The following is a 20,158-nucleotide window of genomic DNA, read 5'->3' on the forward strand; positions in this document are numbered from 1 at the left end:
CTTCCTGCTCAGGGCCGGTTAAGGCGGATCGGCGCATCTCGTGCCGAACCGATTGGAGAGTTTTGTCGACGATGCAGCCTGTCGTTTTCCCGTTTTCCCGCCTTGGCAGCACGGCCACCAAGGGCCTGCGCACCCTGTTCCTGTCTTCCGCCCTGCTGGCGACAGGAGTGCATGGCGTAGCCGCCCAGACGGTGGGCGACGACGATGCCGTCGCCTCGCAGCAGCTCAACCTGCCCAAGGATGTGACGATCTTCGGCAAGAGCGATCCCAATGTCCGCAAGGCGACCGCCATCGTCAACGGCCGCATCATCACCGGCACGGATGTCGACCAGCGCCTGGCCCTGATCATCACCGCCAATGGCGGCAAGGTGTCGGACGAGGAGAAGGAGCGGCTTCGCGTCCAGGTTCTGCGCAACCTGATCGACGAGACGCTCCAGATCCAGGAAGCCGCCGCCAACGACATCAAGGTCGACAAGGCCGAGATCGAACAAAGCTATGAGCGGGTCGCGGCCAATTTCCGCCAGTCGCCCGCCCAGTTCGACCAGTATCTGCGTCAGCAGGGCAGCGCGTCCGCCAGCATCAAGCGGCAGATCGAGGGCGAACTGGCCTGGAGCCGCCTGCTCCGCCGCAACATCCAGCCCTTCGTCAACGTGTCGGAGGATGAGGTGAAGTCGGTGGTCGACCGCATGAACGCGGCCAAGGGCAGCGACGAGTTCCGCATCGGTGAGATCTACCTGTCGGCCACGCCGGAAAACCAGCAGCAGATCGTCGCCAACGCCCGCAACATCATCGAACAGATCAAGCAGGGCGGCAGCTTCGCCGCCTATGCGCGGCAATTTTCCGAAGCCTCGACCGCTGCGGTCGGCGGCGATCTGGGCTGGGTCCGCCCGGCACAGTTGCCCGATGAACTGGCGCAGGCCGCGAACGAGATGCAGGTCGGCCAGATCGCCGGCCCCATCAGCGTGCCCGGCGGCGTGTCGGTCATCTATGTCATGGACAAGCGCAAGGTGCTGACCGCCGACCCGCGCGACGCCCTGCTCAGCCTCAAGCAGCTTTCCGTCAGCTTCCCCGCCGGCACCACCAAGGAACAGGCGAGCACTAGGGCCGCCGCCTTCGCCGCGCAGGTCAAGACGATCAAGGGCTGCGGCCAGGCCAATGAGCTGGGCGGCAAGATCGGCGCCGACGTGGTCGACAACGACAATGTGAAGCTGCGCGACCTGCCGCCGCAGTTGCAGGACATTTTGCTCAACCTCCAGGTGGGTGAGGCGACGCCGCCCTTCGGCTCGATCGCGGACGGTGTGCGCGTGCTGGTCGTCTGCGGCCGTGACGAAGCATCCTCCGCTGCCGCGCCCAATGCCGAACAGATCATGGCGCAGCTTGAGGAAGAACGGGTGAACAAGCGCGCCCGCATCTACCTGCGCGACCTTCGCCGCGATGCCGTCATCGACTATAACTGATCCGGCGGACCCCCAGGCAATGGGGCCGCCCTTCGCCGTGTCGCTCGGTGATCCGGCGGGCATCGGCCCGGAAATCGTCGCCAAGAGCTGGGTGATGCGGGAGGCGCGCGGCCTGCCGCCCTTCTTCGCCGTGGGTGACGCCGCGTCGTTGCGCGCGGTCTGGCTCGGACCGGTCCAGACAGTCAGCACGCCGGAGGAGGCGGCCGATGTCTTCGACACCGCCCTCCCCTGCCTGCAAGTCGCGGACGCGGGAGACATCATGCCCGGCACGCCCAGCATCGACGGCGCACGCACCGCCTTCCAGGCGCTGGAAGTCGCGGTCGGCCTTGCGCGCAGCGGATCGGCGGCGGGCATCGTCACCGCCCCCGTGGGCAAGGAACAGCTTTACGGCGTCGGCTTCACCCATCCGGGCCAGACAGAGTTCATCGCCGAACGCTGCGGCGTCGCGCCGCACAATGCGGTGATGATGCTGGCCGGGCCGTCGCTGAAGGTCGTGCCGATCACCATCCATATCCCGCTGGCCGATGTCCCCTCCGTCCTCACGATCGACCTGATCCGCGCCCGCGCGATCACCACCGCCAAGGGGCTCCAGCGCAATTTCGGCATAGGCCGCCCGCGCCTCGTCGTCGCCGGTCTCAACCCCCATGCCGGCGAAGGCGGTGCGCTGGGCCGGGAGGAGATCGACATCATCCGGCCAGCGGTGGAGTCACTTCAGGCCGAGGGCTATGACATTACCGGTCCCCTCGCCGCCGATACGCTGTTCCACATACGCGCCCGCGAAACCTATGACGCGGCGCTCTGCATGTATCACGACCAGGCGCTGATCCCGATCAAGACGCTGAATTTCGATGAGGGCGTCAACATCACCCTGGGCCTACCCATCGTGCGCACCTCGCCCGACCATGGCACGGCCTTTGGCATAGCGGGCCAGGACAGCGCCAATCCCGGCGCGATGATGGCGGCGATCAGGATGGCCGCCGAAGCCGCCCGCGCCCGCCTGACCCCCGGTTGCTGAGGCCCATGACTGCCGATACCCGCACCCAGCTCCCGCCGCCCAAGCTCCCACCACTGCGTGACGTCATCGCCGCTCATGGCTTGCAGGCGAGCAAGGCGCTCGGCCAGAATTTCCTGCTCGACGAACAGTTGCTGGACCGCATCGCAGCCATTCCCGGTTCGCTCAGGGATCAGCCCGCCTTCGAGGTCGGCCCCGGCCCCGGCGGCCTCACCCGCGCGGTCCTGCGCGCGGGCGCGAAGCTGGTCGCCGTCGAGCGCGACCAACGCTGCCTTCCTGCCCTCGCCGAACTGTCCGATGCCTTTCCGGGCCAGCTCCGCGTCCTGTCCGGCGACGCCATGCAGGTCGACGCCCGCGCCGAAGCGGGTGACGGCGCGCATATCATCGCCAACCTACCCTATAATGTCGGCACCGCCCTGCTGATCGGCTGGCTCTCGGCGGAATGGACCCCGCTCCCCTGGTGGTCGACGCTGACGCTGATGTTCCAGATGGAGGTGGCGGAGCGCATCGTAGCAAAACCGGGCGGCGACCATTATGGCCGCCTGGCCGTGCTGTCCCAATGGCGCAGCGACGCCCGCATCGCGATGAAGGTCCACCGCAGCGCCTTCACCCCGCCGCCCAAGGTCATGTCGGCGGTCGTCCACATCACCCCCAAGCCCGCTCCCGAAGGCGTGCAACTCAAACATCTGGAGCGCCTGACCGCCGCCGCATTCGGCCAGCGCCGCAAGATGCTGCGCCAGAGCCTCAAGGGCCTTCCCGGCGCGCTCGAAGCGCTGGAAGCGATCGGCATCGACCCGCAGCGCCGCGCCGAAACCGTCAGCGTGGGAGAATTTGTCGAAGTCGCGCGTATAATGGGTAAATCCTGAACCGATAGGGGTGTCATGATCGCCAGAATCGCTCCGCTGACGCTCCTCGGCATGGCCCTTCTTCCAACGGCTGTCCGGGCGCAATTGCGCGACCTCTGCCCGGAACGGCCCGGCCTCGATACACCGCCCTGCATCCTCGACAAGGGACATGTCCAGATCGAAATGGGGCTTGCGGACTGGACCCGCGACCGCGACGCCGCCCAGTCCACCACAACCCTTTCACTGGGCGATACCGAATGGCGCTACGGGCTGGACGGCAACACCGAGCTGCGTGCGAGCTGGACCGCTTTCATCCGGCAAAGCGAGCATGACCGGATCAGTGGCGACCGCAACCATGCCTCAGGCACCGGAGATTTGAGCGTCGGCGTCAAGCATGCGCTATTCCATCCCGACGGAAGCGGCTTCTCGCTGGCGATCGCCCCGGGCATCACGCTGCCGACGGGCAGCCACGACGTCAGTGACGGCACATGGAGCGCTTCCCTGCTGATCCCGGCCAGCTATGCGCTGACAGAGGACATCAGCCTCATCGCCACGCCCGAAATCGACGCGGCCCCCGACGGGGACGGCCATGGCCGTCATCTCGCTTATGGCAGCGCGGCCGGTCTGTCCGTCGACCTCGACAAACAGGTCAATGTCTCTGTGGAAATGCAGGCCATCCACGATCGCGATCCTGCCGGCCCATCGACCCAGGCGCTGACGTCCCTCTCGCTATCGTTCCAGCCGGGCGCGTCATGGATGCTCGACGCAGGCGCCAATTTCGGCCTCAATCATGCCAGCCCCGACGCGGAAGCCTATATCGGCGTATCACGCCGCTTTTAGGACAACAGATAGCAGGCGAAGTTGTTTGGAAAGGCAGGAAGCCCACGCCTTTCCCATCCGCTGCATCACGGCGTTTCCGTGGCCTGCGCCTTGGGGGCGGGAACAACATCCTTGGCGCTCAGGACCGTAGCAGGCGGCCCCTTCTCGATCGCCGCAGCCAATTGCCCGACGGCCGCGCAACCCTGTTTACACAGGCTCTGTGCCTGGGCGAGATTTTCCTTCGCCTTGGCGATGGCGCCCTTCTCGACCATGGCTTCACCCTGGCCCACCAGCGCGGCGACATCGTTGGGTTCCAGCAGCAACGCCTCGCGGTAGAGACGGATCGCCTTGCCCTGCAAACCCTGCGCCCGTGCGACCTGCGCCAACTCGATATAGGCGATGCGATTGCGCGGATCGACGGCCAGCGCGCTTTCCAGCGCATCGGTCGCGCCCTGATAATTGCCCGCCTTGCGCGCGGCCTCACCCGCCTTCTGCCATTCGACCGACAGCGGTGAAATCTGCGAATCCGGCCGCTGCGAAAGGCCCGCGCTGGAAACGGTGGTCAGCAGGACAGCGAGAGCAATCGAAGCAGGGGTAAAGCGCATGCACAACTCCAGCCATGTTTCAGGCGTTGATTCCAGCCCGGAAGTGTCGCGATTTTGCGCCCGCTTGTCCATGACCTCTTTCACGGCATTCGTCGCAACCGGGCGAAATAGAAACCGTCGGTGCCATCATGCCCCGGCGTCAGCAGCCTTCCGTCGCCATGGGACCGCCCGAGGACGGCCGTCAGCGGTTCGACGGTCCATCCGTCATGCCGGTTCAGAAATGCCCGCACCTGATCCCGCCCCTCCCGGTCCGTCAGCGCGCAGGTAGCATAGACCAATGCGCCACCCGGTGCCAGCAAGGGCGCGGCAAAATCCAGAATCCGCGCCTGCTCCGCCGCCAACCGGTCGAGCCGGGCGGGCGTCAGCCGCCAGCGCGCCTCCGGGTTGCGTCGCCAGGTCCCCGTGCCCGAACAGGGCGCATCGACCAGCACGACATCCGCCCGCCCATGAAGGCGTGCCAGCGCGCCCGCCTCATGGCCCTGATCGAGCAGCAGCGTTTCGATGAAGGTTGCCCCTGCCCGCTCGGCGCGGGGGCCGAGCCGGGCCAGACGCGAACGGATGGTGTCGGCCGCAATCAGCGTGCCCTTGCCCGCCATCGCACTTGCCAGCGCCAATGTCTTGCCGCCCGCCCCAGCGCACAGATCGATCACGGTCATGCCCGGCCGGACCGCGCAGGCCGCCGAGATGAGCTGGCTTCCCGCGTCCTGCACTTCGACCAGCCCCTGTTTCCAGGGGTCGCTCTGCTCGACCGGCGCACCTTCGGGCAGACGCAGCGCATCGGGCAATCCCGCAAGTTCCACCGCATCGGGAAAGCAGGGCGCGACCCCGGCTGGCGTGGCCTTGAGCCGGTTGACGCGCAGATCGACCGGCGCCCGGCCGAGAAGCGCATTCCGCTCCACCGGCGCGGCCAGCAACGGTTCGATCCAGGCCGGCACGATACCCGGCGGGGCTCCCGTCTCCGCGATCGCGATCGGCGCAGGCGCATGGGTGGACCCATCGAACAAGGCAGCCAGTTCGGGCCGTTCGCTCGCCAGCCCCACCATGGCCGCGCGTCCGTCGACGGGCCGCTCCGCCACCCGGCGCACCGCGTCATAGACATGGTCGCGCACCGCCCGCCGGTCGCGCGACCCGGCATAGCGGCGTTCCTTGAAATAGCGGGCGATCAGGGTATCCGCCGCCGGTCCGCCGTCCCGCGCGGAGGCGATGATGGCGTCCAGCAAATCGATCGCGGCCTGCACCCGCGCGGAAGGCGTCATATGACGGCAGCCCGGTTTTGCCGCAGCAGCACATGGTACGGAAAACCGGTACCCACCGTCGCGCGCAAGGCTTCAGCGCGTCGGATAATTGGGCGCCTCGCGGGTGATCGTGACGTCATGCACATGGCTTTCCGACAGACCCGCATTGGTGATCTGGACGAAACGGGCGCGTTCCTGGAGGTCCTTGATCGTGCGGCTGCCGGTATAGCCCATGGCCGCCTTCACGCCACCCACCAGCTGGTGGATGACATCCTTGGCCGGCCCCTTGAACGGAACCTGGCCCTCAATGCCCTCCGGGACCAGCTTCATCTGGTCCTTGATGTCCGCCTGGAAATAGCGATCGGCCGAACCGCGTGCCATCGCGCCGACGCTGCCCATGCCGCGATAGCTCTTATAGGCGCGGCCCTGGTAGAGGAAGGTTTCGCCAGGTGCCTCCGCGGTGCCCGCCAGCAGCGAACCGACCATGACGCAGCCTGCGCCCGCCGCCAGCGCCTTCGCCACGTCGCCCGAGGTGCGCAGGCCGCCGTCCGCGATCACCGGCACCCCCTGCTTGGCGGCTTCTTCCGCCGAATCCATGACGGCAGTGAGCTGCGGCACGCCGACGCCCGCGACGACGCGGGTGGTGCAGATCGATCCCGGCCCGATGCCGACCTTCACGCAGTCCGCGCCCGCGCCGATCAGCGCCTTGGTCGCTTCGGCAGTGGCGACGTTGCCGGCGACCACCTGGACATGGTTGGACAGCTTCTTCACCGCCTCGACCGCGACGGCCACCTGCTTGCTGTGGCCATGGGCGGTGTCGATGACGATCAGGTCGCATTCCGCGTCGATCAGTGCCTTGCTGCGCTCCAGCCCCTTGTCGCCGACGGTCGACGCGGCGGCGACACGCAGGCGGCCCGAGGCATCCTTGGTCGCCTGCGGATAGGTGACGGCCTTTTCGATGTCCTTGACGGTGATCAGGCCGACGCAGTGATAATGGTCGTCCACCACCAGCAGCTTTTCGATCCGGCGCTGGTGCAGCAGGCGCATCGCCTCGTCCTGGCCCACGCCAGCCTTCACGGTGGCGAGGTTGTCATGCGTCATCAGCTCGCTGACCGGCTGGGTGGGGTTTTCGGCAAAGCGCACGTCGCGGTTGGTGACGATGCCGACCAGCTTGCCCGACGCCTCGACCACCGGAATGCCGCTGATCTTGTGGCGCGCCATCAGCATCTGGGCATCGGCCAGCGTCGCATTGGGGGTGATGGTGATGGGATTGACCACCATGCCGCTTTCGAAACGCTTGACCGCGCGCACCGCATCAGCCTGCTCCTCGACCGACAGGTTGCGGTGGAGCACGCCGATCCCGCCCAGTTGCGCCATGACAATCGCCATGTCGGCTTCCGTCACCGTGTCCATGGCGGAGGAGAGGATCGGGATGTTGAGCTTGATCTCGCGGGTCACATGGGTGCTGGTGTCCGCCTGGCTGGGCAACACATCGGATTCGGCGGGCTGCAACAGCACGTCGTCGAAGGTGAGGCCGAGGCGGATATCCATGTGAAAGCCACTTTCTGCTGCGCGGGCCGGGGGCAGGCCGCTGGGGATTCGTGGCGGCCCATGTAACCATTAAGCAGGAAAACGACCAGACCCCTTGGGGCATTTTATTGCGCGATGCGTCGGATCTGCCCGGCAGCACAGGATGAGGCGTCCGTCACCGGCCGACCTTTCCGCTTCAACCGTCGCTCTCGCTTGCCAGTCGATCCAGCCAGAGCTGCGCCTGTTTGGGTTCGCCAACGGCATGCGCGCTGACCGGACCGCGTGCCGCGAGAAATTGCTGCTGCAACGCGAACGGCTCCATCATCAACTGTTCGCGCAGATCATCGATCGCTTCGCCGATTTCCGCCAGATGAGCGATGACGGGCGCGGTCGCCGCGCGGGCCGCACGATCGCCATTATGATCGAAAAGACCCCATTTACCCGAAGCCGTGACCCGCAACGCCTCCAGCAGCGCGGCGCGATAGTCGGCCTCCAATTCCAGACGGCGGACGTCCATGCGTTCAAGTCGGTCAGCTTTGGCCATGCTCCGCCCCTATCGCACCAAGGCTGCCGTCGCAATCGTGCCTCTCCCGCGCCCGATAGACGAAGAAGGGCACCACCTCCCGGCAGCGCCCCTTTTCCCTGTCAACCCGAATATATCAGGCCCCGGCGGGCGTCGGATCACCGAACGGCCCCTTGCGCCGCCGCGTCTTCGGGATGGAAGACCCCGCCGCCGGAATCACCGAAGGCTTGATCGTCGTGCCGTCGTCGCGGGTGATCTCACCCTTGTCGAGCAGCGTCTTGATCTCCTCTCCACTCAGCGTCTCATATTCCAGCATCGCATTAGCGAGCAGGTGCAGCTGATCCTCATGACCCTTCAGCACTTCCTGCGCCCTTGCATAGCCCTGCTCGACCAGGCCACGGATTTCCTTGTCGATCAGCTTCGCCGTCTCGTCCGACATATGGACGCGCTGGCTCTGCGAATAACCGAGGAAGGTCTCGCCCTGCTGCTCCTCATATTGCAGCGGCCCCAGCTTGTCCGACATGCCCCATTGGGTGACCATGTCGCGCGCCAGCTTGGTGGCGTACTGGATATCGCCCGACGCACCCGACGACACCTTGTCGTAACCGAAGATGATCTCCTCGGCAACGCGGCCGCCCATGGCAACGGCCATGTTCGCGTGCATCTTGTCCCGGTGATAGCTGTAGCTGTCCCGCTCCGGCAGGCGCATCACCATGCCCAGCGCGCGGCCGCGCGGGATGATCGTCGCCTTGTGGATCGGGTCGGACGCCGGTTCGTGGACCGCGACGATGGCATGGCCCGCCTCATGATAGGCGGTCATCTTCTTCTCATCGTCGGTCATGACCATGGAGCGGCGCTCGCTGCCCATCATGACCTTGTCTTTGGCCGCCTCGAACTCGTCCATGGCGACCAGACGCTTGCCACGACGGGCCGCCATCAGCGCCGCTTCGTTGACCAGGTTCGCCAGATCAGCACCCGAGAAGCCCGGCGTGCCGCGCGCAATGGTGCGCGGATTGACGTCGGGCGCCAACGGCACCTTCTTCATATGGACGGCCAGAATCTTCTCGCGGCCCTCGATGTCGGGGCGCGGCACCACGACCTGACGGTCGAAACGGCCCGGACGCAGCAGCGCGGGGTCCAGCACGTCGGGGCGGTTGGTCGCCGCGACGATGATGATGCCTTCATTCGCCTCGAAACCATCCATCTCGACCAGCAGCTGGTTCAGCGTCTGCTCGCGCTCGTCATTGCCATTGCCCAGGCCCGCGCCACGATGGCGGCCGACCGCGTCGATTTCGTCGATGAAGACGATGCAGGGCGCATTCTTCTTCGCCTGCTCGAACATGTCGCGCACACGGGACGCACCGACGCCCACGAACATCTCGACGAAATCCGAACCCGAAATGGTGAAGAAGGGCACGCCCGCCTCGCCCGCAATCGCGCGGGCCAGCAGCGTCTTGCCCGTACCGGGCGAACCGACCAGCAGCGCGCCCTTGGGAATCTTGCCGCCCAGCCGCGCGAATTTGCTCGGGTCCTTCAGGAATTCGACGATTTCCTGCAATTCCTCGCGTGCTTCGTCGATGCCTGCAACGTCATCGAACGTCACCTTGCCATGTTTTTCGGTCAGCAGCTTGGCCTTGGACTTGCCGAAGCCCATGGCGCCGCCCGCGCCGCCGCCCTTCTGCATCTGGCGCAGCACGAAGAAGGCGATGCCCAAAATCAGCAGGAACGGCAGCGACTGGTAGATCAGGATCATCCAGAAGCTGGGCTGCTCCTCCGCCTGGCCGGAATATTTGACATTATAGTCGTCCAGCAGGCCGGTGAGGCCCGGATCGTTCACCGGAACCGTGCTGAATTTCTGCCCACTCGACAGCGTGCCGGTGATGCGGTCGGTGGCGACGGCGACGTCCTTGACCTGCCCTTCCTGCACCTTGGCGCGGAATTCGGAATAGGCGATGCCGGTCCCGGCGCTCGACGCCGTGCGGCTGTCGAACATCGACACGAACAGCAGAAGGGCGACAATCACCCCTGCCCAAATCATCGCGCTCTTGATCCAGGGATTACCCTGCGGGTCCTTCTCGTCGTTCATTCACCACTCTCTTTCACCCGGCAAGATAGGATGCCGCGGCAAAATCGCAAGCATGTGTCGCCCGCAGGCCGGCCGTCACCCGCCGACAAATTGCGACAGGGCAATATAGGCCAGGATCACCGCGATCCCCGCGGAAAGGCCGCACAGCAGATAGCCCGTGCAAAGCAACATCGGCGGATGCGGCAGTGCCAGCCGCCGGTTACGCTGCGCCGCCGAAAGGATGACACTGGCCAGCAGACCATAAGTCAGTGCCGCGAATTCCACCATGAATCGAAAATTCCCACGCTCTTGCATCCTCATTAACCAGCATAGGCGTTAAGGAAAGGTCATTGCGCCCTATCAATTCGACGGATTGTGGGAGTCGCGCGGTGGCCCGTGGAACTTTTCCGTAACGACCGTCATTGCCATCGTCGTGGGGGAGCGATCCGCATGGTCCAACACGGCCCGCCCTTCAACACCACGCGTCCCAGGCTGATCTTCGCCCCCGCACGGGCGGCGGCAATCGCCCGATCCAGAGCCTCACCACGCGGCGTGGCGGCCTCTGGCACCAGGCGATCCATCATCAGCAGCACCAGACGGCGCAACAATTCGCGCGGCAGGTCGGTCCGGTTCAACACCCATCCCTCGCCGTCGGGCAGGACATAGCGGGCCGCCAGCCCGTCCACCGTCCAGCCGAGCGCCTCTTCGGCCTCCGCCAGCGCCGTGGCGCTGCGGCCGACCGCCTCCGCATCGATCCAGTCTACCCCAGCCAGAGCCGTCCGCAGCGCAGCCCGATCGAAACGCGGATCGCTGTTTGACGGATCTTCCGCAAAAGGCAGCCTCCTCTCCTTCACATGATCCAGCAGGTCGGACTTGCGCAGAGCCAATAAGGGCCGCAGCACGACGCCCTGCCGCGCCCGCACCCCGGCCAGGCCGCCGACACCCGCGCCCCGGTTGAGCCGCATCAGCAGCGTTTCCAACTGGTCATCGGCATGATGCGCGGTCAGCAGCCAGTCCAGCCCGCGCTCGGTCCGCCAGCCCTCCAGCAAGGCATAGCGCTGCGCCCGCGCCCAGCTTTGCACATTGCCCCGCACCGCGCCGGATGGGTGCAGCGTGGCATGGGCGATCCCGGCATCCCGGCACCAGTCGGCGACCATCGCCGCCTCCGCAGCGGACGCCGCGCGCAGGCCATGATCGACCGTCGCTGCCTCCACCTGCCCGACGAAAAGGCGGGCCATGAGGTCCAGCAAGGCCATGCTGTCCGGTCCGCCCGAAACCGCGACGCCGAAACGCGCGTCGGCAGTATCCCCCACCAGCGCCCCGATCGCCTGCTTCAGGTGCGTTTCAAGGCCGCCTTCAGCCATGGGGCCTTCAGGCGCTGCACTTCGCCCTGGCACGGCCCTTGTCCATCATGCCGCGCAGGCTGGCCGACAGGCTGCCGCCATAGACCTGCTCCAGTTCCGCATAGACCTTGCAGGCATCGGCGGGTTTCTTGAGCTGGATCAGCGCTTCGCCCAGATAGGCGAGGCTGTCGGCCGCACGGTCGCCCTTGGGCCGCTTCTGGTAATTTTCATAGAAGGCAACGGAGGCCAATGCCGGCTTGCCGTCGTCCAGATAGGCACGGCCGAGCAGGTTAGCCGCCTTGCTCGCCACCGAAGAGGTGCCGAACTTGTCGACCGTCGATTTGAGCTGCGTCTGCGCCTCGGGATAGAATTTCGCGCCCCACAGGCGGAAGCCGTAGGTGTAGGCGTCGTCGGCTTCATTGCCGGTCGAGGGCCGCTCGATCGCGGCGACGGCGGTCTTGCGGTCCTCGCTCGCGCCCGTCGCGGCGGCCGGCTTTGGCGTGCTTGGCCGGGTCGCGGCGGGCGCGGGATCGGCTGGACGCGTGGCTGGGGGCACGACCACCGGCGCAGCCCGGCTTTCCTGCTCGGCCTTGTAGCGGTTGAACGCCTCCTCCAACTGCTTGAGCTTGAAGCCGTTTTCCTCGACCTGCCCGGTGATCGAGGCAAGCTGCGATTCGAGCGCGTTCACCCGCGCTGTCAGGTCCGCCACCGGCGTCGAACTGGGCGAACCCGGCACGACCGCGGGCGCGGCGGGCCTGGTGATCTCGGCCTCCAGCGGCGCGCCCGCCGGAAACACCTTGCGCTGCACCGCGCGCATTTCCTTTTCAAGCCGATCCACCCGCACGTCGACGCTGACATTCTGAGCCGCTACCGGTGAGGCCGACGCGAGCAGTACAGGCGCGAGCAACACAGGCGCGCCCAGCGCCAATGGGCCCGCAAGAAAGGCGTTACGCATGATCATCCCCGACTAAATATTCATCCTTAACCATAAGGCGAGATTTCGCGCGGTAAAGCACGACATTGACCGCCGGACGCCGAAGCGCTCCTGCTTGTCGCCTCAATCGTTCGCGGCAGGCGCGACGGGCACGGGCGCGGGCACGGCGGGTGCCGGTGCGGGCTGCGCCGATGCAGCAGGCGGAACCGGCGCCGTCACCTGGGAGGCGGGAGCAGCGCGGGCCAACAAGGCCTCCGCATTGACCGGCACGTCGGATATGGTGCGGTCCGGCGCCCCCAGCGGAGCCACCGGCTTGCCACCCACCGTCACCGTCAGTGCCTGCGGACGCCCGGTCAGGATCATCGGATTGCGCGCATTGGCGGGAAGGGTGAAGCTTTCGCCCTTCTTCATCAGGCCGTCCTTGAGCCGCTCGCCCGTTTCGTCATAGATGCGCAGCCATACATCGTCATTGGCGGTGAAGACGACCGTCTGGACCACCGGCGCGGCGGGCTGCGTGCCCGCGGCCGGCTTGGCCGCGGCGGGGGCTGGCGCGGTCTGCTGCGCGGCGATTTCCTCGGTCGTGGGCGGCGTCATGACCTGCGTGCGCCACACCGCGAAGCCCGCCACCAGGATCACGACGATCGCCGCCGCCGTCCAGGCCAACATGCGCGAAGGCACCCGCGCCGGATCGGCCGGTTCGAAGGCCTCGTAACGGTTCGCGCCCATATCCGAATTATGCACGGCATTGCGCACGTCGGCCGCGATCGCCACCTCGTCCACGTCGATGGCGCGCGCATAGGCGCGGGCGAAGCCGACCGCATAGGGAATGCCGGGCAGAGCGGCATAATCGTCCCGCTCGATCGCCTCCAACTGCCGCTGGGCGATGCGGGTGCGGGTCGCGACATCCTGTATCGACAGGCCTTGCGCCTCCCGCGCGGCGCGTAGGCGTGCGCCGGGAGTGCCTGGCCGTTCCGGCGCCGCGACGCCGGGTTCCTGTTCAACTTCTTCTGCCATGCTGCTCCGTGTCTCATTCCGAGACGGGGATTGTCAACGCCGCTTGCGGCCCGGTCGAACGGAAAAGGCCGCCACAATCCCGTTAATTCAATTCGATACCCCGTTCATCCGCCCAATCGGTCAGTGCCGCACGCATATCCACGACCCCCTTGTCCAGCAGGTCGCGCATCAAAGCGCGCAATTCCGCCACGTCGATGGCGCGGATCATCGCCTTGACCGGCCCGACCGAAGCCGGGGTGATCGACAACCGCCGCACACCCAGGCCGATCAGGGCCATCGCCTCCAGCGTCCGCCCGCCCATCTCGCCGCAGACGCCAACCGGCACCTCATAGGCCTCGCACGTGCGCACCACGCGGTCGAGGAAGCGCAATATGGCGATGCTCAGCCAGTCGTAGCGCTCAGCCAGCTTGGGATGGGCGCGGTCGGCGGCGAACAGGAACTGGGTCAGGTCGTTGGTGCCGATCGACAGGAAATCCAGCTTGGGCAGCAGCAGGTCCAGCACCTCCGCCAGCGCCGGCACCTCCAGCATCGCGCCATAGCGGATCGCCACCGGCAGCTTCTTCTTCTGCGCCACCAGCCATTCGCGCTGATGTTCGACCAGCGCCCTGGCCTGCTCATATTCCCAGGGTTCCGACACCATCGGGAACATGACGTGCAGCACCTTGCCCGCCGCCGCCTCCAGCAATGCGCGGGCCTGCGCCTTCATGAGGCCATCCCGGTCCAGCGCCAGCCGCAACGCGCGCCAGCCCATGGCGGGATTGTCCTCCAGCTCCTCCTCATCGTCGCGCGACATGTAGGGCAGCGCCTTGTCGCCGCCGATGTCGACGGTGCGGAAGATCACCGGCCGGTCGCCCGCCGCATCCAGCACGTCGCGATAGAGACGCTGCTGCTTCTCCCGCTGCGGCAGGGTGGCGGAAACCAGGAACTGGAACTCGGTGCGGAACAGGCCGATGCCGTCGGCGCCGACGATATCCAGCGCCTGCGCATCCTCGCGCAGGCCGGCATTCACCATCAATTCGATCCGCTGCCCGTCGGTCGTGACGGAAGGCAGGTCGCGCATCGCCGCGAATTCGGCCCGGCGCTTCTGCGTGACATGCAGCTTGTTCTCGAACGCCTCCTCCATGTCGGGCGTCGGGCGGATCAGCAGATTATTGTCGGCGACGTCCATCAGGATGAGGTCGCCCTCATTCACCTGACGGCGGATGTCGCGCACGCGGCCCAACACCGGCACCCCCATGGCCCGCGCGACGATGGTGACATGGGCGGTAAGCGATCCTTCCTCCAGGATGACGCCCTTCAACCGTCGCCGGTCATATTCGAGCAGCTCTGCCGGCCCCAGATTGCGCGCGATCAGGATCGCATCCTGGCGCAAGCCGAGTTGCGCCGCCGTCCCCAACTGCCCCGACACGATGCGCAGCAGCCGGTTCGCCATGTCCTCCAGGTCGTGCATCCGGTCCTGGAGCAGCGGATCGTCGATCTGGCGCATCCGCATGCGGGTGCGCTGCTGCACGCGCTCGATCGCCGCCTCTGCGGTGAGACCGCTGTCGATCGCCTCGTTGATGCGCCTGATCCAGCCCTCGTCATAGGCGAACATCTTGTAGGTTTCCAAAACCTCCTGATGCTCGCCCTCGGTGCCAAACTCGGCCGTGCCGGTCATCCGGTCGATCTGTTCGCGCATCTTGGTGAAGGCGGAAATGACGCGCTGGCGCTCGGCCTCCGTATCCTCGGCGACGGTATGTTCGATATGGACACGCGGCTGGTGGAACACCGCATGGCCGCGCGCCATGCCCATGACGAGTTGCAGCCCATGCAGGATCGCCGTGCCGGTATCCTGCACCCGCGCGTCGAGCGGCCCGTCATCGGCCAGTTCGGCATTGGCGATCAGTTCCGACAGCACCATCGCCACGGTCTGAAGCGCCTCGATCTCCACTTCCTCGTAGCGGCGGGGTTCGACATGCTGGACGCAGAGCACGCCGATCGCCCGTTCCCGCCGCACGATCGGCACGCCGGCGAAGCTGTGGAACAGTTCCTCACCGGTTTCGGGCCGATAGCTGTAGTCGGGGTGGGAGGCCGCTTCATCAAGGTTCAGCGTCTCGACATTGGTGGCGATCATGCCGACCAGCCCTTCGCCCATCGCCATGCGGGTGACGTGGACGGCTTCCTGTTTCAAACCCCGGGTCGCGAACAGCTCCAGCAACCCCTCGCGCACCAGATAGATGGAGCAGACCTCGCTCGACAGGGACTCGCCGATGATCTCGACCACCTTGTTGAGCTTCGCTTGTGCGCTGGTGCGCGCGGCCATGACTTCCTGCAAACGGATGAGGATCTGTCGGGCGGCGGCGGCGGGCGTACTGGGCATGATATGAGCGCTAACAGATCGCACGCCCGCTTTCCAAGGCGAATATGCGCGGTTGCGGCGGATTTTCCCTGCATGGACATGGCGGAAATGGAGCCTAGTTTCGTCTACAGCCGTAAAATCTCTTAAGTCAGCGAGTCAGGGAGACGAGCATATGGCAGAAATCGACACCCAAGCCTTCGAACAGGATCTGATCGACCGCGGCTATTCCCGCCGCCAGATGGGCAAGGTCGCTGCCCTGCTGGGCGCGGGCGCCGTCGCGATGCGCGCCGTCGGCGCTGCCGCGCAACAGGCCGCCAAGCCTGTCGAAGGCGCGGTGCGCATCGGCGCCAACGAATGCTGGACCGGTCCCTTCCCGATCGCCGCCGAAGCCGCCTTCAAGCTGGTGCAGGAAGGCAATCGCTACGAACCCAATGACGAGCATGCCAAGCTGTTCGCCGCCGTCGCCGCCGCGGAGGGCATCCCGGCAGACCGCATCACCGCCTGGCCGGGCTCCAGCGACCCGCTCAGCCGCGTCGCCGTTGCCTATGCCTCGCCCACGCGCGGCATCGTGACCGGCAACCCAGCCTATGAAGCGATCTGGCGCACCGGCGACTGGCTGGGCGCCAAGGTGACGAAGGTGCCGCTCACCAAGGATTACGCTCACGACGTGAAGGCGATGCTGGCGGCCGATCCCAATGCGGGGGTCTATTATATCTGCTCGCCCAACAATCCGACCGGCACGATGACGCCGCTGGCCGATATCCAGTGGCTGGCCGACAACAAGCCCAAGGACGCGATCCTGGTCGTCGACGAAGCCTATATCCACTGGTTCGACGGCCCCAATGCCGCGAAGATGGCGGCGACCCGTGACGACGTGCTGATCCTGCGCACCTTCTCCAAGCTGTTCGGCATGGCGGGCATGCGCCTGGGCCTCACCTTCTCCAGCCCTGCTATCATGGAAAAGATGATGCGCTATGACGGCGGACAGGTGACGGCGATGCTGCCGATGACCGCAGTCGCCTGCGGCACGGTGTCGGTGGCACAGGCCGACCTCATCAAGCAGCGCCGCGCCGAAATGGTCGCCGCCCGCGAAATGGCGATCACCCATCTCAAGAAGAAGGGTATCAAGGTCATTCCCGGCAGCCAGGCCAATATGTTCATGGTCGATTGGGGCAAGCCCGCCAAGGACATGCAGGCCGCGATCCTCGCGGAAAAGGTGCAGATCGGCCGCAACTGGCCGATCTGGCCCAATGTCTCGCGCATATCGGTCGGTTCGGCGGAGGAGATGAAGGCTTTCTGCGATGCCGTCGACAAGGTTTGGAAGGCCTGAGCCCGAACCCACGCATAAAATTCAAAATTTCCGGGGCGGCGCATTGTGGAAATGTGCCGCCCCTTTCGTTTCCCCCTTCGGAATAGGCGCAGTTTTGGAACAACAAGGGGAACAGACGACATGACCATGATGTTGGAAAAGGACGCCCGCGAAGACCTGCTCGAACGGGGTTATTCACGCCGCACGATCGGCAAGCTGTCCGCGCTGATGGCCGCCGGCGCCGCCGCCAATTCATTGCTGATCCAGCCCGCTTTCGCGCAGCAGCAGGCCGCGCGCGGGATCAAGGGCGCAGTGCGCATCGGTTCCAACGAATGCTGGACCGGCCCCTTCGAACCCGGCGTTCAGGCCGCCGCGAGGGCCGCCGCGCTCGGCAACTGGTATGACCCCGACAATTACAAGGGCGATCTGGTCGCGACCATCGCCAAGGTGGAGGGCATCCCTGAATCGCACGTCATGCTGTGGCCCGGTTCCGGCGGCCCGCTGGTCAGCACGGTCGCGGCCTTCTGCTCGCCGACCAAGGGTCTGGTCACCGCCGATCCGACCTTCGAATCCGCTTGGCGTACCGCCGACTATATGAACGCGCCCATTGCCAAGGCGCCCCAGGCCATCGGCAAGGGCCATGACGTCAAGGCCATGCTGGCCGCCAATCCCAATGCGGGCCTCTATTATATCTGCACGCCCAACAATCCGACCGGCACCGTTACGCCGCTGGCCGACATCGAATGGCTGCTCGCCAACAAGCCCAAGGATTCGGTGCTGCTGGTCGACGAAGCCTATATTCACTTCTCCGAAGCGCCGAGCGCGGCGAAGCTGGTAGCGGGCCGCAAGGACCTGATCGTCATGCGGACCTTCTCGAAGCTGTTCGGCATGGCGGGCGTTCGCCTGGGCCTGACCTTCGCGGACCCGGAAGTGCAGAAGCGGATCGGCCTGTTCGGCCCGACGGCGGGCGGCCTGTCGATCACCGCCATGGCCTGCGGCAATGCCGTCTATCCCGAAGCCGGCCTGATCAAGGCCCGCCGCGCGGAGATGATCGCCAACCGCGAGGAAACGATCGCCTGGCTCAACAAGAAGGGCCTGATGGTCCAGCCCGGCAGCCAGGCGAACATGTTCATGGTGGATTGGAAAAAGCCCGCCAAGGAAGTCCAGACGGCGCTTCTCGCTACCCCGGAAAAGGTGCAGATCGGCCGCAACTGGCCGATCTGGCCGACGGTATCGCGCGTCACCGTCGGCTCGGCGGACGACATGGCGAAATTCCGTTCCGCCGTGGAAAAGGTCACCAAGGCCTGAACCCTCCCAGAGGGCCCGGTGAAGGGCGCCCGGTGCGATCCGGGCGCCCTTTCTTCATGCGCTCACGGCCGAAGTCTCGCAAAGCGCCTTGAACTGCTCGGCCATCTGGTCCCAGCCCGGATGGAATCCCATTTCCTTGTGCTTCTCCAGCGCCCGCGCATCCCAATGGCGTGCCGTCGCGGTGAAGCACGTCCCCTCGCCCTCCTCGGCAAAGTGCCAGATCGCGGTCATGAAGGGCATCTGCGGAATCCAGCCCGAAGCATAGGCATCGGTCGTCACCACCTTTTCCTGGGGCACCACCTCCAGGATAATGCCCTCCATCGGCCCTGTATCCTCGCCATCGGGGCCAAGCATCCGGACAGCGCTGCGCCCGCCGGGCCGCAAATCCTCCTCGATCACCTCGGCCCGCCACGGCCTGGGGCAGAACCATTCGTCCTTGAGGTCGGTCCAGACCTTCCACACGATCTCCCGCGGCGCGGCGATATGGCATGTCACCGAGAGTTCGAATTCGGCCGCGCTCATACGCTTTCCCCTTCGAAAGCGGCCTTCATCCGGGCTGCGTCCAGCTTCTGCATGGTCATCATCACCGCCATCATCCGCTGGATGCCCGGCCCGTTGCCGCTCTTGTAGAGGGCCATGATCTCCCGCGGCACGATCTGCCAGGACAGGCCATATCTGTCCTTGATCCAGCCGCATGGCCCCGGCGATCCGCCCTCGGCGGTGAGCGCGTCATGGACCCGATCCACCTCCGCCTGATCCTTGCACGAAACCGACAGCGACACCGCTTCGGTAAAACCGAATTCCGGACCGCCGTTCAGCGCCTGATAGCTTTCCCCGGCCAGCGTGAATTCGACCATCAGCACTTCGCCCCCCTTGAACGGGCCGGGCGTCGGCTGATCATCCGGATAATGGCTGACGAAATCCACCGATCCGCCCAGGACCGAGACGTAGAAGCGCGCCGCTTCCTCCGCCTGCCCATTGAACCACAGGCAGGGTGAAATCTTCGACATGGCTTCTCTCCTTATGTCAGTTCCGGCGCCCGCATGCCGACCAGGGCGAACATCGCCCCCTGCGGATCGGTAGCCTGGATGATCCAGGCCCCGCCCGGCACCTCCATCGGCCCGTTCAGCACCGTTCCGCCGCCGGACCGCACCTTGTCCGTCGCCACGTCAATGTCGGGCACGACGAAATAGAAGAGCCAGAGGGGCTGATGCATTTCCTTGGGCAACGCCATGATGCCGCCGCTCATCTGCTGGAAATCCGTGGCCCCGCTTTGCGAAACGAGTTGGTAGCTGCCCATCTCGCCCATATCCATGGCCTCGCCCTTTCCCCATCCGAACTGGGATGTGTAGAAGCCGAGGTCGGCGTCGAAATTGCCGCTGTACAGTTCATGCCAGCCGACATGACCGTCCGCCATCGGCGGCGGGGCATCCATCCCATCCGGACTGGAGCCCTTGAGCAGCATGAACACCGCGCCGCCCGGGTCGCTCATCACCGCGAAGCGGCCGACACCCGCTATATCCTCCGGCGCCCGTTTCACAGTGGCGCCGGCCTCCGCCAGCCTTTTCACATCGGCATCCACATCGGCCGATCCGACATAGCCGCCCCACCAGGGCTTCATGCCGCATGATGCTGCCTCCGCGGGGATCGCCATCACCCCGCCCATGGGTCCGGCGCTGCCGGAAACCACCTGATAGTCATGGCCGCCGCCAAAGGCCTGCGCCGTCCAGCCCACCACATCGCCATAAAAGGCCAAGGCCGCCGCCGGATCGCTGGTCATCAGTTCGTACCAGAAGAATTTGCCGTTCAGATCGGTCATCT

Annotated in this window: 19 protein-coding genes; 6 read left to right on the forward strand and 13 right to left on the reverse strand. The window is 65.8% G+C overall.

Annotated features, from left to right (window positions below):
• The first annotated feature begins 71 nt into the window (after positions 1 to 71).
• The 4 genes from CAF53_RS05200 to CAF53_RS05215 are packed head-to-tail and all read left to right on the forward strand — an operon-like array spanning position 72 to position 4,154.
• A complete protein-coding gene (locus tag CAF53_RS05200) occupies positions 72 to 1,457 on the forward strand; it encodes a peptidylprolyl isomerase (protein ID WP_100237503.1) in 1,386 nt (461 codons plus the stop codon).
• Between the two features lie 19 nt (positions 1,458 to 1,476).
• Complete coding sequence (gene pdxA / locus CAF53_RS05205) at positions 1,477 to 2,472, forward strand: 4-hydroxythreonine-4-phosphate dehydrogenase PdxA (protein ID WP_100237504.1); 996 nt, start codon at positions 1,477 to 1,479, stop codon at positions 2,470 to 2,472.
• Positions 2,473 to 2,477: 5 nt separating this feature from the next.
• Complete coding sequence (rsmA, locus tag CAF53_RS05210; protein WP_046766177.1) at positions 2,478 to 3,335, forward strand: 16S rRNA (adenine(1518)-N(6)/adenine(1519)-N(6))-dimethyltransferase RsmA; 858 nt, start codon at positions 2,478 to 2,480, stop codon at positions 3,333 to 3,335.
• 15 nt (positions 3,336 to 3,350) lie between these two features.
• Complete coding sequence (locus CAF53_RS05215) at positions 3,351 to 4,154, forward strand: transporter (RefSeq protein WP_100237505.1); 804 nt, start codon at positions 3,351 to 3,353, stop codon at positions 4,152 to 4,154.
• Between the two features lie 65 nt (positions 4,155 to 4,219).
• Here the strand turns inward: CAF53_RS05215 and CAF53_RS05220 are convergent, their stop codons facing one another.
• The 10 genes from CAF53_RS05220 to ptsP form a co-directional block, all read right to left on the reverse strand.
• The gene (locus CAF53_RS05220) at positions 4,220 to 4,738 is read right to left on the reverse strand and encodes a tetratricopeptide repeat protein (protein WP_100238699.1); all 519 of its coding nucleotides are present in this window, start codon (positions 4,736 to 4,738) and stop codon (positions 4,220 to 4,222) included.
• Between the two features lie 80 nt (positions 4,739 to 4,818).
• On the reverse strand, positions 4,819 to 5,994 hold the full coding sequence (locus tag CAF53_RS05225; RefSeq protein ID WP_100237506.1) for an RsmB/NOP family class I SAM-dependent RNA methyltransferase: 1,176 nt from the start codon (positions 5,992 to 5,994) through the stop codon (positions 4,819 to 4,821).
• 72 nt (positions 5,995 to 6,066) lie between these two features.
• On the reverse strand, positions 6,067 to 7,524 hold the full coding sequence (gene guaB, locus CAF53_RS05230) for an IMP dehydrogenase (protein ID WP_046766180.1): 1,458 nt from the start codon (positions 7,522 to 7,524) through the stop codon (positions 6,067 to 6,069).
• A 175-nt stretch (positions 7,525 to 7,699) separates the two neighbouring features.
• On the reverse strand, positions 7,700 to 8,047 hold the full coding sequence (locus tag CAF53_RS05235) for a hypothetical protein (protein WP_046766181.1): 348 nt from the start codon (positions 8,045 to 8,047) through the stop codon (positions 7,700 to 7,702).
• A 115-nt stretch (positions 8,048 to 8,162) separates the two neighbouring features.
• Positions 8,163 to 10,112: an ATP-dependent zinc metalloprotease FtsH gene (gene ftsH, locus CAF53_RS05240; RefSeq protein ID WP_100237507.1), complete on the reverse strand. Its 1,950-nt coding sequence runs from the start codon at positions 10,110 to 10,112 to the stop codon at positions 8,163 to 8,165.
• A gap of 75 nt (positions 10,113 to 10,187) precedes the next feature.
• The gene (locus tag CAF53_RS05245) at positions 10,188 to 10,379 is read right to left on the reverse strand and encodes a hypothetical protein (protein ID WP_046766183.1); all 192 of its coding nucleotides are present in this window, start codon (positions 10,377 to 10,379) and stop codon (positions 10,188 to 10,190) included.
• Positions 10,380 to 10,510: 131 nt separating this feature from the next.
• Positions 10,511 to 11,455, reverse strand: a complete 945-nt coding sequence (gene tilS / locus CAF53_RS05250; RefSeq protein WP_100237508.1) for a tRNA lysidine(34) synthetase TilS — start codon at positions 11,453 to 11,455, stop codon at positions 10,511 to 10,513.
• Positions 11,456 to 11,462: 7 nt separating this feature from the next.
• The gene (locus CAF53_RS05255) at positions 11,463 to 12,389 is read right to left on the reverse strand and encodes a hypothetical protein (RefSeq protein WP_100238700.1); all 927 of its coding nucleotides are present in this window, start codon (positions 12,387 to 12,389) and stop codon (positions 11,463 to 11,465) included.
• Positions 12,390 to 12,491: 102 nt separating this feature from the next.
• Positions 12,492 to 13,382 (reverse strand): helix-turn-helix domain-containing protein, encoded by an 891-nt coding sequence (locus CAF53_RS05260; protein ID WP_100237509.1) that lies wholly within the window; start codon positions 13,380 to 13,382, stop codon positions 12,492 to 12,494.
• An 82-nt stretch (positions 13,383 to 13,464) separates the two neighbouring features.
• The gene (ptsP, locus tag CAF53_RS05265; RefSeq protein WP_100237510.1) at positions 13,465 to 15,741 is read right to left on the reverse strand and encodes a phosphoenolpyruvate--protein phosphotransferase; all 2,277 of its coding nucleotides are present in this window, start codon (positions 15,739 to 15,741) and stop codon (positions 13,465 to 13,467) included.
• Positions 15,742 to 15,892: 151 nt separating this feature from the next.
• Between ptsP and CAF53_RS05270 the strand changes: the two genes are divergently transcribed.
• A complete protein-coding gene (locus CAF53_RS05270; protein WP_100237511.1) occupies positions 15,893 to 17,050 on the forward strand; it encodes a pyridoxal phosphate-dependent aminotransferase in 1,158 nt (385 codons plus the stop codon).
• Between the two features lie 120 nt (positions 17,051 to 17,170).
• The gene (locus CAF53_RS05275) at positions 17,171 to 18,337 is read left to right on the forward strand and encodes a pyridoxal phosphate-dependent aminotransferase (RefSeq protein WP_046766188.1); all 1,167 of its coding nucleotides are present in this window, start codon (positions 17,171 to 17,173) and stop codon (positions 18,335 to 18,337) included.
• Positions 18,338 to 18,391: 54 nt separating this feature from the next.
• Here the strand turns inward: CAF53_RS05275 and CAF53_RS05280 are convergent, their stop codons facing one another.
• From CAF53_RS05280 to CAF53_RS05290, 3 genes are read right to left on the reverse strand one after another with little or no spacing between them, the layout of a single operon-like run.
• On the reverse strand, positions 18,392 to 18,859 hold the full coding sequence (locus CAF53_RS05280; RefSeq protein ID WP_100237512.1) for an SRPBCC domain-containing protein: 468 nt from the start codon (positions 18,857 to 18,859) through the stop codon (positions 18,392 to 18,394).
• A complete protein-coding gene (locus CAF53_RS05285; RefSeq protein WP_100237513.1) occupies positions 18,856 to 19,347 on the reverse strand; it encodes a VOC family protein in 492 nt (163 codons plus the stop codon). The genes CAF53_RS05280 and CAF53_RS05285 overlap by 4 nt, the downstream gene beginning before the upstream one ends.
• A gap of 11 nt (positions 19,348 to 19,358) precedes the next feature.
• Positions 19,359 to 20,156 (reverse strand): VOC family protein, encoded by a 798-nt coding sequence (locus CAF53_RS05290; protein ID WP_046766191.1) that lies wholly within the window; start codon positions 20,154 to 20,156, stop codon positions 19,359 to 19,361.
• Positions 20,157 to 20,158 lie beyond the last annotated feature (2 nt).

Source organism: Sphingobium sp. LB126 (genome assembly GCF_002795205.1).
In the GTDB taxonomy this organism is placed as follows: Bacteria; Pseudomonadota; Alphaproteobacteria; order Sphingomonadales; family Sphingomonadaceae; genus Sphingobium; species Sphingobium chungbukense.

Bases quoted from the DNA above. Each gene is read 5' to 3' on its own strand.
- CAF53_RS05200 (WP_100237503.1), top strand. From the start codon at position 72: ATGCAGCCTGTCGTTTTCCCGTTTTCCCGCCTTGGCAGCACGGCCACC.
- pdxA (WP_100237504.1), top strand. From the start codon at position 1,477: ATGGGGCCGCCCTTCGCCGTGTCGCTCGGTGATCCGGCGGGCATCGGC.
- rsmA (WP_046766177.1), top strand. From the start codon at position 2,478: ATGACTGCCGATACCCGCACCCAGCTCCCGCCGCCCAAGCTCCCACCA.
- CAF53_RS05215 (WP_100237505.1), top strand. From the start codon at position 3,351: ATGATCGCCAGAATCGCTCCGCTGACGCTCCTCGGCATGGCCCTTCTT.
- CAF53_RS05220 (WP_100238699.1), bottom strand. From the start codon at position 4,738: ATGCGCTTTACCCCTGCTTCGATTGCTCTCGCTGTCCTGCTGACCACC.
- CAF53_RS05225 (WP_100237506.1), bottom strand. From the start codon at position 5,994: ATGACGCCTTCCGCGCGGGTGCAGGCCGCGATCGATTTGCTGGACGCC.
- guaB (WP_046766180.1), bottom strand. From the start codon at position 7,524: ATGGATATCCGCCTCGGCCTCACCTTCGACGACGTGCTGTTGCAGCCC.
- CAF53_RS05235 (WP_046766181.1), bottom strand. From the start codon at position 8,047: ATGGCCAAAGCTGACCGACTTGAACGCATGGACGTCCGCCGTCTGGAA.
- ftsH (WP_100237507.1), bottom strand. From the start codon at position 10,112: ATGAACGACGAGAAGGACCCGCAGGGTAATCCCTGGATCAAGAGCGCG.
- CAF53_RS05245 (WP_046766183.1), bottom strand. From the start codon at position 10,379: ATGGTGGAATTCGCGGCACTGACTTATGGTCTGCTGGCCAGTGTCATC.
- tilS (WP_100237508.1), bottom strand. From the start codon at position 11,455: ATGGCTGAAGGCGGCCTTGAAACGCACCTGAAGCAGGCGATCGGGGCG.
- CAF53_RS05255 (WP_100238700.1), bottom strand. From the start codon at position 12,389: ATGCGTAACGCCTTTCTTGCGGGCCCATTGGCGCTGGGCGCGCCTGTG.
- CAF53_RS05260 (WP_100237509.1), bottom strand. From the start codon at position 13,382: ATGGCAGAAGAAGTTGAACAGGAACCCGGCGTCGCGGCGCCGGAACGG.
- ptsP (WP_100237510.1), bottom strand. From the start codon at position 15,741: ATGCCCAGTACGCCCGCCGCCGCCGCCCGACAGATCCTCATCCGTTTG.
- CAF53_RS05270 (WP_100237511.1), top strand. From the start codon at position 15,893: ATGGCAGAAATCGACACCCAAGCCTTCGAACAGGATCTGATCGACCGC.
- CAF53_RS05275 (WP_046766188.1), top strand. From the start codon at position 17,171: ATGACCATGATGTTGGAAAAGGACGCCCGCGAAGACCTGCTCGAACGG.
- CAF53_RS05280 (WP_100237512.1), bottom strand. From the start codon at position 18,859: ATGAGCGCGGCCGAATTCGAACTCTCGGTGACATGCCATATCGCCGCG.
- CAF53_RS05285 (WP_100237513.1), bottom strand. From the start codon at position 19,347: ATGTCGAAGATTTCACCCTGCCTGTGGTTCAATGGGCAGGCGGAGGAA.
- CAF53_RS05290 (WP_046766191.1), bottom strand. From the start codon at position 20,156: ATGACCGATCTGAACGGCAAATTCTTCTGGTACGAACTGATGACCAGC.